Origin of the sequence: Duganella sacchari, from assembly GCF_900143065.1 — a bacterium.
Lineage (GTDB): Bacteria > Pseudomonadota > Gammaproteobacteria > Burkholderiales > Burkholderiaceae_D > Rugamonas > Rugamonas sacchari.
The window spans coordinates 520,721-533,349 of sequence record NZ_FRCX01000005.1 but is presented as its reverse complement, the minus strand read 5'-3'; the positions used below and the strand labels follow the sequence as shown (position 1 = coordinate 533,349).

At 60.3% G+C, this 12,629-nt stretch carries 9 protein-coding genes; 4 read left to right on the top strand and 5 right to left on the bottom strand.

What is annotated here, in order from left to right; all coding sequences use genetic code 11:
- From BUA36_RS13955 to BUA36_RS13940, 4 genes are all read right to left on the bottom strand, one after another.
- On the bottom strand, positions 1–3,841 hold a 3,841-nt coding region (locus tag BUA36_RS13955), incomplete at its 3' end, for a hypothetical protein (protein ID WP_208861891.1).
- Between the two features lie 178 nt (positions 3,842–4,019).
- On the bottom strand, positions 4,020–4,874 hold the full coding sequence (locus BUA36_RS13950) for a sulfurtransferase (RefSeq protein WP_072785429.1): 855 nt from the start codon (positions 4,872–4,874) through the stop codon (positions 4,020–4,022).
- 12 nt (positions 4,875–4,886) lie between these two features.
- A complete protein-coding gene (locus BUA36_RS13945) occupies positions 4,887–5,810 on the bottom strand; it encodes a DMT family transporter (protein WP_072785426.1) in 924 nt (307 codons plus the stop codon).
- A 9-nt stretch (positions 5,811–5,819) separates the two neighbouring features.
- The gene (locus BUA36_RS13940) at positions 5,820–6,920 is read right to left on the bottom strand and encodes an aromatic ring-hydroxylating oxygenase subunit alpha (RefSeq protein ID WP_072785424.1); all 1,101 of its coding nucleotides are present in this window, start codon (positions 6,918–6,920) and stop codon (positions 5,820–5,822) included.
- Between the two features lie 338 nt (positions 6,921–7,258).
- Here BUA36_RS13940 and BUA36_RS13935 point away from each other — a divergent pair, with 338 nt between their 5' ends.
- From BUA36_RS13935 to dxs, 3 genes are read left to right on the top strand one after another with little or no spacing between them, the layout of a single operon-like run.
- The gene (locus BUA36_RS13935; RefSeq protein WP_072785422.1) at positions 7,259–7,516 is read left to right on the top strand and encodes an exodeoxyribonuclease VII small subunit; all 258 of its coding nucleotides are present in this window, start codon (positions 7,259–7,261) and stop codon (positions 7,514–7,516) included.
- Complete coding sequence (locus BUA36_RS13930; RefSeq protein WP_072785420.1) at positions 7,513–8,403, top strand: polyprenyl synthetase family protein; 891 nt, start codon at positions 7,513–7,515, stop codon at positions 8,401–8,403. Before BUA36_RS13935 ends, BUA36_RS13930 begins: the two co-directional genes overlap by 4 nt.
- Positions 8,404–10,275 carry a 1-deoxy-D-xylulose-5-phosphate synthase gene (gene dxs, locus BUA36_RS13925; RefSeq protein WP_072785418.1) on the top strand — a complete coding sequence of 624 codons (1,872 nt, stop codon included), beginning with the start codon at positions 8,404–8,406 and terminating at the stop codon, positions 10,273–10,275.
- 74 nt (positions 10,276–10,349) lie between these two features.
- On the opposite strand, the gene BUA36_RS13920 is transcribed toward dxs, so the two are convergent.
- Positions 10,350–11,555, bottom strand: coding sequence for an SGNH/GDSL hydrolase family protein (locus tag BUA36_RS13920; protein ID WP_072785417.1), 1,206 nt, complete (start codon positions 11,553–11,555; stop codon positions 10,350–10,352).
- A gap of 101 nt (positions 11,556–11,656) precedes the next feature.
- On the opposite strand from BUA36_RS13920, the gene BUA36_RS13915 reads away from it, so the two are divergent.
- On the top strand, positions 11,657–12,562 hold the full coding sequence (locus BUA36_RS13915) for a LysR family transcriptional regulator (protein WP_072785416.1): 906 nt from the start codon (positions 11,657–11,659) through the stop codon (positions 12,560–12,562).
- Positions 12,563–12,629: the final 67 nt, after the last annotated feature.

The following is a 12,629-nucleotide window of genomic DNA, read 5'->3' as shown; positions in this document are numbered from 1 at the left end:
TGATGTAAGACTGGCTCACCTTATAGCCGGCGGCCACCGGGAACACCATGGAGTTGCCGGTGATGGTGATGAGGTCGTTCTTGACCACCGAGGCCAGGCTGCGGAAGCCGACCGGCACGCCGGACGAATTGAAGACCTGGATGTTGAAGCCATCGAGCAGCATGTAGCGGCGGTCCGGATCCAGGCTGAACCACAAGGCCTTGTTGTAGTGCTCCAGATTGCTGTTGAGGTGGCTGATGAGTTTATTGACGACGTATATGTCTTCCTTGCGCGGGTTGCGCTTCTCGTCCGAATTCTCCGGAATATACAGCTGCGTGCCATCGAGCAGGTCGTCGTTGACATTGCCGCTGAAGAGGGTGCCGTGATAGTGCGCGGTGTCGTAGTAAATCTTGACTGTGCCGGTGTTCAGCGTGACCAGGTTAAGCAAGCCGTTGACCACCGCGCTGTCGAAGCGGATGTCGATATACAGAGGGAATTCGACGCGCTTCTTGGTGGTGGTGCCGCGGAAGTCCACGCGCATGGCGCGCTCGCCGCCTTTGTAGCGCGTGGCGCAGCTGAAGTCGAGCGCCAGGAAGTCGATGGCCAGGGTGTTGACGATCTTGTCGAAAATGACCGGCGCCATTTCGTTGTAGTAGATGTCATCCCACTCCGCGATCAGGCGGCCCTGGAAGTAATTCTCCATCATCGGAATCACGTCGGCATAGCCCAGCAGCTTGGCGTAGGTGGTCCAGACTTTTTTATCGACCACGTCGTTTTCAAAGAAGTCGGCAAACGTCACCGGCACCGTGACGCCGCCGATGGTGATGGAGGTCGGCTGGAAGTTGATGACGCGGACGCAGCGTGCCGGCGGCACGGTCTGGAAGTTGTCATCGATCTGCATGAAGGCATCGAAGATTTTTGCCCGGACCTGGATTTCCTCGCTCACCGTTTTGCTGTCGGAGTGCGCCAGCAGGGAAGCACCGCCAGTGAAAATCGCGCCAACGATTTCGCTGGTCGAAAAGCCTTTGGCTTCCTGGTGCGAGACGGTCTTGGTCACAATCGGCAATGACTTGATGCGGTCATAGCGCGTTTTCGGCCGCTGCAGATTGGTCTTCAGGTTGATTTCGCCGCGGACATAGGTGATGCTCTCTTCGTCGTAGCGGCCAGCCGGGAAATCCACGTTGGCGTAGTCGGTCTTGATGCGTTCGTTCGCATCAAAGGCTTTGAGCAAGGGATGGCGGTAGCCAAAGCCGCGGAAGCGCAGATAGGTTTCCGAAGGCATGTAGAGCAAATGCCTGGCCAGCACGTCGCGCCATTTGAAGATGTTTTCGGTGGAAAAATCCGTCATCAGCAAGGGCACGAACACGCATTCTTCAACGTTGCTGAGCTCCTGGTAGATGGCGTAGTGGCGCAGCACTTCAAAATACATCATCGTCAGTGCGTGGCAGTGATTGTGGTTGGCCACCACTTCGGTGGACGCGGCATAGCGCTGGCCTTCGCTGACGGTGGTGACGACCGAGGCGTTCAGCTGGCGATAGCTGGCAGCGTTCTGCATGATCGACTGGCGCAGCTTTTCGCCAAAGAATTGCGACACACCGCGCGAACTGCTTTGCTGCGCGCTGGAGCTGGAGTCCGCCGTGCCGCCAGAGACGCCCAGCACAGCGCCCACCGGACCGACCAGCGCACCCGCGCCAAAGCCTGCACTCACGCCGCTGGTATGGGCCGAGCTGCTGCCCTGCATGCTCTCGTTGATATTGCCGCCCAGCTGATCGAGGATTTCCCGGTCATCGACAATCGCGGCAGCCAGGTTTTCCGCCTGGCTGATTTGCTGCGTCTCGCGGGCTTGCAGGGAGTGGGTGGCGTCAAACACGACGATTTCTTTTTTCTGCCCCGGCGCCAGCGCCAGCGAATAGATTAAATCGCCGAGCGAGTAGCCGTCCGCCTTGAACACGGATTTGTAGTGCAGCACGTGACCGGTCGCTATCGTCACCGCCTGGTACAGCGACAGGTTGGCATGGTCGTCGGGCGCGTCCTGCCAGCGGATCGGATTGGTCAGGTCGACGGGCTTGCGCGTGATCTTGGTGGCGCCGCCGGTCAGCTCAAAGCTGGTCATCTTTTGCCCCAGCTTGGGCACATAGGTTTCGATCTTCTTCAGCGTGTAGTTGGCCACGTCCGGATCAGACGTCCGCACGATTGCCTTGTAGTTGTATTCATTGAGCGTGCGGTTGGGCGTGGACAGATTGACGCAGGAGCCGCCGATGTCCTGCGAATAATCGTCGGAGCCGATCAGGTCTTCGTGGTCGGGCAGGCGCGGGGCTTTCTTGGGACTGTGACAATCGCAGTCGTCATCGCTCTCATCGGGGCAGGTAAAGTCTTTCAGCAGCAGGTACAGGAAATCGTCCGAGATGGTGGCGCCGCTACCGTCATCGGCGATGATGGCGATATCGACCGGATCGTTGGGCATTACCGACAGCAGCGCCTGGGCTTTGACATAGATGCCGTAAGGGTAGGGCAGCGAGAAGTTGCCCGACTTGTCGGTGGTGCCAGCACTGACGATGTGCCATACCTGGTCGCCATCTTTCTTGGCCTGGACAAGGACGGTAAGGCCCAGCACCGGGCACTTCTTGGTCGGCTCCAGCACCTGGCCGCGGATCTTTTTGCCCGATGGTTTTTTGCCGTTCTTGTCGGCGGGATTGAGTACGATAGGCCGCATCAGCGGGACTTCGATGTCCAGTGCGCCCAATGCCTTGTCGCCGGCATCGAAAGATTCGGACCACAAGACCGAGCCGTCAAAGCCTTTGACCTTGACCTGTACATTGCCCTGTAGTGCGTTCTTGTAGATCGGCGCCTGGTCTGCAAAGGTGAAAGGCAGAGCATTGTCGCTGACGTTGTTTTTGTTTTTTTTCCAGTTGATATGGCGTTCGTTCTGCGCCGGGTTTTTGCTGTTGTCGGGGAGCGCCAGTTCGACGCTCACATCGTAGTAATCGAAATCGGCTTTGCTGACTGCGGACAGGTCTGAGGTCTTGATGCGCAGTGTGCCGGCAATCTCGAGGATGGCGATTTCCGCAATCAGTAGGGGGAAGTCAAACAGGCTGGCGTAGTGCTTCTTGATCAGTGCCAACGCGCTGGCGGGATCGCCGATGCCCCGTTCGCGCAGGCGTGCCATCAGCAGCTTTTCCAGTTCCGGATCGATCTTTTTGGAGAGCACCGGATAGTCGCCACTGGTATCGCACAGGTAGGCAATGATGGCGAGCAGATAGATGTCGTCACCGGACCTGGCCACGCCGCCGAGTTCCTTGAGCAGGGCGAGATAGGCTTCCTTGTTGATGAAGATGAGACTATCGCTGCTCAGGCCGGTCGATGGATTGCCGGTGTCGAGTTCCACGCGGTCGCTGAGTGCCGCGCCGGCAATGGCATGCGCGGCGCCCGCCAGCAGGCGGCCAAATGAGAACAGGGCATGGAACTGCTTCTGTCCCAGGCTATTGCCGTCTGGTGTCAGGTAACGCACCGTGACCGGCACGGTCAGCTGGTCCAGGGTCGCGGCTTGGCCCGGAATGCCGGCCGCATCGCTACCGCTGCCGCGCAGTACCTGCGCGACGTATTTCCAGAAATTGGCGACGGTGGTGTCGTCCTTGCCGGTCAGCGCGGAGGCGGGAAAACTGGCATGGTAGTCGCTCGCTGTGAGCGTGCTGGGGATGTCATAGTTGACGGCGGGGAGTGCCGTTCGTTCGACCCAGCCGCTGGTACTGCCGGGTGCTGCTGCATAGTCGTAAGTGGGGATGGCAAAAGACAGGATGATGTCTTTCAGGGGAATCTTGCTGGTATCGCCCTCGTATTTCAGCTTCTTTTGTAGTGTCAGCATGATCAGGCTTTCATAAGTAGAACTGCGTTCAAATGAACAATGGGAACCGTCCCCGAAAGGGGAAGTTCCCAAACCTAGTATCTGCTTATGTGATCTTTACTACAATGAATTTGCTGTAATTTTTACAACGGTTCTACATATTTAATTACTATTTATTTAATAGTTTCTACAGAGAGATTTAGTGGTTGCCCGTGGCGACAGGGCGGGTGGTATCGCCTACCCATTCGCTCCATGAGCCGGGATAGAGGGCGGCGCCGGGCAGGCCGGCCACTTCCAGGGCCAGCAGATTGTGGCAGGCGGTGACGCCGGAGCCGCATTGCATGATGGCTTTCGATGGCTCATCGAACAGCGGCGCGAATTCGGCCTTCAGTTGCGCGCTATCCTTGAAACGGCCGTCGGCGGTCAGGTTGTCTTTGAAGAAGCGGTTTTTGGCGCCCGGGATGTGGCCACCGACAGGATCAATGGTTTCATTCTCGCCGCGATAGCGGTCGTTGGCGCGCGCATCCACCACGGTGCGCGCTTGCGTCGACAGGTTGTTGAGCACATCGTCCACGCTGACGGTCGGCACCAGCGAAGACTTCTCGCTGAGCGAACCCGGCGTGCGGCGTTCGGCATGCGTCACCATCGGCAGGCCGGCGGACTGCCATGCCACCAGGCCGCCATTCAGCACGGCCACCGCTGGATGGCCGACCCAGCGCAGCAGCCACCACAGACGCGCGGCGAACATGCCGCCGTGTGCGTCGTAGGCCACCACTTGCGTGTCGTCGCTGATGCCCCAGCCGCGCAGGGTTTCGATCAGGGCCGCGCGGCCCGGCAGCGGATGACGGCCCAGGAACTTGCCGTCGGCGCCAGTCTTCGCGCCCGACAGATCCGTATCGATATTGGCAAACTGCGCGCCCTCGATATGGCCGATGGCAAAGCTGTCGAAACCGGCGTTGGGATGCATCAAATCATGGCGGCAATCGAGGATGACCCATTTCGGATCTTGCAGATGCTGGGACAGTGTTGCGGCGTCGATCAGGGTCGTGTGCATGGACTGGTTTCCTTAAACTTCGCTGGCGATAGGATCGGTAGTGGCAATGGCCTTACCGCGTTCGGTATTGCGGGTATTGTAGAACGTTGCCGCCATACCCGACGCAAGAATGATACCGATGCCCGCCCAGCTGTGCCAGTCGAACACGTCGCCAAAGATAAACACGCCCCAGATACTGGAAAACACAATGCCGGTGTACTGCAGGTTGGCCACCACCAGCGTATTCCCCAGGCGGTAGGCGCGCGTCATGGCGATCTGCGCGCTGGTGGCGCAGACGCCAATCGCCAGCAGCAGTACCGCACTGCGCACGCTGTTGATGGGATGCCATACCGGGCCGTCGCTGCCGCCGGTCAGGAACACGCCGACAATGCCGGCCAGCAGATTCATCACGGTGAAGTAGAACACCACGCGGTTCTCAGGTTCGCCGGCCAGGCCCATTTTGCGGACCTGCATATAGGCCGTGGCGGTGATCACGCTGGAGCCCAGCGCAATCAGCGCCGGCGTCAGCTGATTGGCGTTGAAGGCAGGACGCAGCAGCAGCGTGACGCCGACAAAGCTCAGGCCCACCGCCACCATCAGCGGCCATTTGACGTCGCCCTTGGCATGCCACCAGCCCAGGGCAAACAGCCAGACTGCGATCCAGATCGGCGACATGTAATTGAGGGTCATGGCGGTGGCCAGCGGCAGCTCGCCGATGGAGTAGTACCACAACCAGAGGGAAGTGACGCCGATCAGGCCGCGCCATACGTGGGCACCCGGCATGGCGGTGCGGAAGGTTTCGCCGCGCAGCTTGATGATGGTGCCGAGGGTGATCACGCCGACCACGCCCCGGTACAAGACCAATTCAGATGTTGAGAACTCTACCGAGGCCAGTTTCACGCACACGCCCATGACGGCAAACATAAAACTCGCAAACAACATCCAAAGTGACTGCATTGTAAAACCTTATAAATCCATTTTGCGTTGGTACCACTCGTGGAAGTGCTGCATGCCGTCTTCCATCGGTGACTGGTACGGCCCGCCGTCCGTCTCGCCCCGTTCCATCAGGGCTTTGCGGCCGGCATCCATGCGCTGGCCGATCTCGTCGTCCTCGATGCAGGTTTCCATGTAGGCGGCGCGTTCGGCCTCGATGAATTCGCGTTCGAACAGCACGATCTCTTCGGGGTAGTAGAACTCCACCACGTTCTTGGTGCGGTTCGGACCTTCCGGCCACAGGGTCGAGACGATCAGCACGTGCGGGTACCACTCCACCATGATGTTCGGGTAGAGCGTGAGCCAGATCGCGCCATATGGCGGCGGTTCGCCGCCGCGGAACTTGAGCACCTGCTCCTGCCAGTGCTTGTAGACTTCCGAGCCGGATTTCTGCAGGCCCTTGTGCACGCCCACGGTCTGCACGCTGTACTCGCGGCCGAACTCCCAGCGCAGGTCGTCACAGGTGACGAAGCTGCCCAGTCCAGGATGGAACGGCTCGACGTGATAGTCCTCCAGATAGACTTCAATGAAAGTCTTCCAGTTGTAGTCGCAGTTGTGGACTTCGACGTGATCCAGCATGTAGCCGCCGAAATCCAGGTCCTTGGTGACGGACAGGTCGTTCAGCGTTTCCATGACGTTGTAGCCGTTTTGCTCGAACAGCAGGCCGTTCCAGCTTTGCAGCTGGGTTTTCGGCAGGTTCAGACATGGCGTTTCAGGGAAGTGCGGCGCACCGATCAACTCACCCTTGAGGTCATAGGTCCAGCGGTGCAATGGGCAGACGATGTTATTCGCATTGCCACGGCCGTTGAACATCAGCGCCTGGCGGTGGCGGCAGACGTTGGACAGCAGCTCCAGGCCATTCGCATTCCGCACCAGCATGCGGCCTTCGTTTTCGGCGGTGAGGGTCGCATAGTCGCCGACATTCGGCACCATCAGCTCATGTCCGACATAACGCGGACCGGCCTTGAATAATTGCTGCATTTCGCGCTGCAGTAGCGATTCGTCAAAATAGACGCTTACCGGAAGTTGCGCAGTTGGCCGCGCTAGCTTGGCGTGGGTACCCAGATCGGACATCCAAACCCCCCTTAATTAAAAATTCAAACCAAGAAGAGACAGAATCCGTAAAGACGACCCGCATAACTAAAATGCGTTGAGGTGGTATTTAGGACAGAACCGGCAATTATACCGTCTTTTGTGCTCGACCGACAGCCTGCTGTGCTCGTTTTTCGTGCAAAAACTTGCAATTCCAGCATGCTGGTACGGCAAATGGGGGCGATTGCGATAAAATCCATAGTCTGCCCGCAGGTGTGGCCGCTAATGTTCCACCGGATAAGGTGGTTTGTTCTAAAATATCGGGCTACACTGCGCTGGCTCTGAGTAGGCCTAAGCGTGCCAAAGATAACTGAGTGACTATGTCTAAGAAAATAACTGCCGACGCGACTGCCGCCGCCCCCGTCTCGTTTGAAGAAGCGATGGCGGAGCTGGCGCAGCTGGTCGCACAAATGGAGGCAGGCCAACTGCCGCTGGAAGCCTCGGTGGCCGCCTATGCGCGCGGCTCGGAGCTGGTGAAATTCTGCGCCGCCCAGCTGGAGAAAGTGGAATCCCAGGTCAAGGTATTGGAAGGCGAGATGCTTAAGCCATTTATGGAAGCTGGCGAGGGCGAACAATGAACGCCGCTTTCCAGGATTGGATGAAAACTGTGCAGGCCGGATCTGAAAACGATTTATCCGGTTTCCTGCCTGCTGCTGATGTTATCCCCACCAAGCTGCACGATGCGATGCGCTATGCGCTGCTTGGCGGCGGCAAGCGTGTGCGTCCGCTGCTGGTGTACGCGGCCGGTGCGCTGTTCGGCGCCGATGCGGCCACCCTGAGCCGCGCGGCGGCGGCGGTCGAAATGATCCACGCCTATTCGCTGGTCCACGACGACATGCCATGCATGGACGACGATGAACTTCGCCGCGGCAAACCGACCGTCCACGTGGCCTATGACGAAGCGACTGCGCTGCTGGTCGGCGACGCGCTGCAATCGCAGGCTTTCCTGGTGCTGTCGGAAGCGGCCACCGTGCCGCCAGCGCGCCAGGTGGCGATGCTGCGTTTGCTGGCGCATGCTTCCGGTTCGGCCGGCATGTGCGGCGGCCAGGCGATTGACCTGGACAGCGTCGGCATCAGCCTGACGCTGGAGCAGCTGGAGCAGATGCACCAGCTGAAGACCGGTGCGCTGCTGCGCGCGTCCGTGGTACTGGGCGCGCTGGCAGGCAAGGATCTGACGGAACAAGAACTCAGCGCGCTGAATGTGTATGCGCGCGCCATCGGCCTGGCATTCCAGGTAGTGGACGATGTGCTCGACGCGACGGCCGATTCGGCCACGCTGGGCAAGACCGCCGGCAAGGACGCCGCCGACAACAAGCCGACCTATGTATCGATCCTGGGTCTGGAACCGTCGCGCGCGCTGGCAGAAAAATTGCGGCTCGATGCGCATGCAGCGCTCGCGCCGTTTGGAGATAAAGCTTTGCGATTACGCGAACTCGCGGATCTGATCGTGCAGCGGAAGGCATAAATGAACTTGCTCGATAAAATTGAAACCCCGGCCGATGTACGCAAACTGCCGTACAGCCAACTGACGCCGCTGGCGCATGAACTGCGCGCTTACCTGCTGGATTCGGTCTCCAAGACCGGCGGCCACCTGTCGTCCAATTTGGGCACGGTGGAACTGACGGTGGCGCTGCACTACGTGTTCAACACGCCGCATGACCGCATCGTGTGGGACGTGGGTCACCAGACTTATTCGCACAAGATCCTGACCGGCCGCCGCGACCGCATGCACACGCTGCGCCAGCTGGGCGGCATCTCGGGCTTCCCGAAACGCGACGAATCGGAATACGACACCTTCGGCACCGCGCACTCGTCGACCTCCATCTCAGCAGCGCTGGGCATGGCGCAAGCGGCCAAGATCAAGGGCGAGCATCGCCACGCGATCGCCGTGATCGGCGATGGCTCGATGACCGCCGGTATGGCGTTTGAAGCACTGAACAACGCGGGCGTGCAGGACGACGTGAATCTGCTGGTGATCCTGAACGACAACGATATGTCGATCTCGCCGCCAGTGGGTGCGCTGAACCGCTACCTGGCGCGCCTGATGTCGGGACAGTTCTACGCCGCCGCCAAGAACGTCGGCAAGTCGGTGCTGCCCGGTCCAGTGCTGGAACTGGCCAAGAAACTGGAAGAGCATGCGAAGGGCATGGTGGTGCCAGCCACGATGTTCGAGGAATTCGGCTTTAACTATATCGGCCCGATTGATGGCCACGACCTGGAATCGCTGATCCCGACGCTGCAGAACATCAAGCAGCTGAAAGGCCCGCAATTCCTGCACGTGGTGACCAAGAAAGGCCAGGGCTACAAGCTGGCCGAGGCCGAACCTATCCTGTACCACGGCACCGGCAAGTTCAATCCGGCCGAAGGCATCAAGCCAGCCGCCGCGCCGTCGAAGAAAACCTACACCGAGGTGTTTGGCGACTGGCTGTGCGACATGGCTGCTGCCGACAAGAAGCTGGTCGGCATCACGCCGGCCATGCGCGAAGGTTCGGGCATGGTGCGCTTCGACCAGGAATATCCGGACCGCTACTTCGACGTCGGCATCGCCGAGCAGCACTCGGTAACCTTTGGCGCGGGCCTGGCCTGCGAAGGCCTGAAGCCGGTGGTGGCGATTTACTCGACCTTCCTGCAACGCGGCTACGATCAGCTGATCCACGACGTCGCGCTGCAAAACCTGGACGTGACGTTTGCACTGGACCGCGCAGGCCTGGTGGGCGCAGATGGCGCAACCCATGCTGGCAACTACGATATGGCTTACCTGCGCTGCATCCCGAACATGGTGGTGATGGCGCCGTCGGACGAAAACGAATGCCGCCAGATGCTGACTACCGGCTATCACTACCACGGTCCGGCCGCGATCCGCTATCCACGCGGCGCCGGCATCGGCGCGGCGATCCAGCCGGAGCTGACTTCGATCGAGATCGGCAAGGGCGAGATCAAACGCACTGGCCAGAAGATCGCGATTCTGGCGTTCGGCTCGATGGTGACGCCATCGGTGACGGCTGGTGAAACGCTGAATGCAACCGTGGCCAATATGCGCTTCGTCAAGCCGCTGGACGTGGAACTGGTGAAGCAGCTGGCGGCCGATCACGATTACTTCGTGACGGTGGAAGAGGGCTGCATCATGGGCGGCGCTGGCGCGGCAGTGGCGGAAGCACTGGCAGCGGCAGGCCTGCACAAGCCGATGCTGATGCTTGGTCTGCCGGACCAGTTCATCGACCACGGCGATCCGGCCAAGCTGCTGTCCAGCGTTGGCCTGGACGCCGCCGGCATCACCGCTTCGATCAAGCAGCGCTTTGCCAGCGACGAACCACGCCTGGTGGTCAATAACGTCTAAAAAGTTCGGGGTCAGTGCCGACATTCGGACATTTCACAAACGAAATGTCCGAATGTCGGCACTGACCCCGAACTTTACTGGTTAATATAGCCTGCCAGTTCGGCGGCCATGGCTGCGTATCCGGCGTCGCCCGGATGCAGATGGTCGCCGCTGTCGTAGTGTGGCCGCATGCGCGCCGGGTTGGCCGGGTCGCGCAGCAGCGCATCGATATCGGCCACTGCGTCGAACTCTCTACTCTCCTTGATCCACCGGTTCACCTGCTGGCGCAACGCATCCTTGGCCGGCGTGTAGTAGCCTTCAATCGGCGTGCCTTCAAATGGCGGCATCGTGGCGCCGATAATGCGGATCTTGCGCGCACGCGCTTGCACGATCAGCTGGCGGTAGGCGCCGATCATGCGGTCGGCCGTCATGGGCGCTTCATCTGGCGCGAAGATGCTTTGCGGCCAGCCGATATCGTTAATCCCCATCAGGACAATCGCGGTGCTGACGCCTGGCTGGCTCAATACATCCTGCTCGAAGCGCGCAGCCGCGTTGACGCCCATGCGGTCGCCCAGCAGGCGGGCGCCCGAGATGCCGGCGTTGACGACGGCGATGCCTTTCTTCGCCAGCCGTGCTGCCAGATAGTCGGACCAGCGGCGGTCCATATCCGGCGTGGAGCCGTTGCCGTCCGTGATGGAGTCGCCAAATGCGACCACTGCGCTGGCCGGCGTCGCCGTGTTGACCCAGATCCCGCTGAGCAGCGCGCGGCCATGCAGTGCCTGGGCATTGGCCGGCATGGCCTCCCCGGTAAGGTTGCCGTCGGCGATGGCGCCGGTTTGCTGCGCGCCCCAGTGGAAAGTGGTCAGCGGTGTGCGCTGTGGCAGGTAGATGCTGACCGCCAGCTTTTCCAGCGCTTCGACCGGCATGGCGATGGCGTCGCTGACCATCGGCGCACCGGGAGGAATGGTGACGCTGCGTTGGCCGCCGAAGGTCAGTACCACCCCGTGAGCTTGTGCAGCCGCGGGTTCGGCGCGGGCGATGCGCGCCTCGCCGATCACCAGTGGCTGCGTGCCATAGCGGTTGGACAGCACTACGCGGGCATGCCGTCCACCGACGCTGATACGCACCATTTCGCGTACAGTCTGACGTTCCAGCACCGCTGGCACGCCTGTCGGCAGCACAAATTCCTGTTCGCTCCATGCCGCGTGCGGGCTGGCTTGCCAGCTTGCGACCCAGTTTTCTGCGGCATGCAGCGGCGTGATGGCGGCGGCGACCAATGCGGCCGCGATGAGTTTTTTCATGATGCTTCTCCTGTCGAAAAGCATACGATAGGTTATTCCATTGACGAGCAGAAGGCAGTAAAAATGACTATACTTCATTCGATATTGGAATGAGGATGTGAATGGATACGATACGATCATTGCGCTGCTTCGTGCGTGCCGTGGAGCTGGGCAGCTTGTCCGCTGTGGCGCGCGAAGAGGCGACCACGCAACCGACGGTCAGCAAGTTGATGGCCGCGCTGGAGCGTGAACTGGGCGTACGCCTGCTGGAGCGCAGTACCACCAGCCTGCAAGTGACGCCGCAAGGCATGCGGTTTTATCAGCGTGCGCTCGGCGTGCTGGCGGAATATCAGGAGGCCGTTGCCGAGGCGCGCGGCCAGACCGAAACGCCGGCCGGCCTGATACGCCTGAATGCACCCAACGCCTTTGGCCATTTCCGTCTGAATGCCTTGCTGGCGCCTTTCCTGGCAGCCTATCCGCAGGTTGATATCGAGCTGATACTGGATGACCGTATGGTCGATCTGGTCAAGGATGGCGTGGATATCGCCGTGCGGCATGGCCGCGAGCTGCCGCCGGATGCGGTAGCGCGGCTGGTGGGCGCGTCGCCACGCCTGCTGGTGGCAGCGCCGTCCTACCTGCAGCAGCACGGTAAGCCGAAGCAGCCGCAGGATCTGGGCCGCTTCGACTTCATCCGCTTTGCCTGGCTGCCCGATGGCGATGTGCTGACGCTGCATAACGGCGAACGTACCGAAATCGTGCACACGCATAGCCGTTATCGCATCAACAATGCGCTGGCAAAGCGCGACAGCCTGGTCGCCGGTGGCGGGATTGGGCTGTTCCCTCTGTGGCTGGTGCAGGACTTGCTCGACAGTGGCGCGCTGGTGCACGTGCTGCCCAAATGGCGCGGCCAGCCGCAGGCATTGCACCTGCTGTCGCCATCGCGCCGCTACCAGCCCTTGCGCGCGCGGCTGCTGCTGGATTATCTCGCTGCCAAGATTGCTGAGCTGCCGGGATACAACGCTTCCTGAAGATCTTCTTGCCTCTGGCCGAGGCTGTCCTATATTGATATAAACAGTTTATATCAGAGGATGGCAT

What these genes read in the sequence shown, in the direction of transcription:
- BUA36_RS13915 (WP_072785416.1), top strand. Translation starts at nt 11,657, where the DNA reads ATGGATACGATACGATCATTGCGCTGCTTCGTGCGTGCCGTGGAGCTG.
- BUA36_RS13940 (WP_072785424.1), bottom strand. Translation starts at nt 6,920, where the DNA reads ATGTCCGATCTGGGTACCCACGCCAAGCTAGCGCGGCCAACTGCGCAA.
- BUA36_RS13950 (WP_072785429.1), bottom strand. Translation starts at nt 4,874, where the DNA reads ATGCACACGACCCTGATCGACGCCGCAACACTGTCCCAGCATCTGCAA.
- BUA36_RS13945 (WP_072785426.1), bottom strand. Translation starts at nt 5,810, where the DNA reads ATGCAGTCACTTTGGATGTTGTTTGCGAGTTTTATGTTTGCCGTCATG.
- BUA36_RS13930 (WP_072785420.1), top strand. Translation starts at nt 7,513, where the DNA reads ATGAACGCCGCTTTCCAGGATTGGATGAAAACTGTGCAGGCCGGATCT.
- BUA36_RS13935 (WP_072785422.1), top strand. Translation starts at nt 7,259, where the DNA reads ATGTCTAAGAAAATAACTGCCGACGCGACTGCCGCCGCCCCCGTCTCG.
- BUA36_RS13920 (WP_072785417.1), bottom strand. Translation starts at nt 11,555, where the DNA reads ATGAAAAAACTCATCGCGGCCGCATTGGTCGCCGCCGCCATCACGCCG.
- dxs (WP_072785418.1), top strand. Translation starts at nt 8,404, where the DNA reads ATGAACTTGCTCGATAAAATTGAAACCCCGGCCGATGTACGCAAACTG.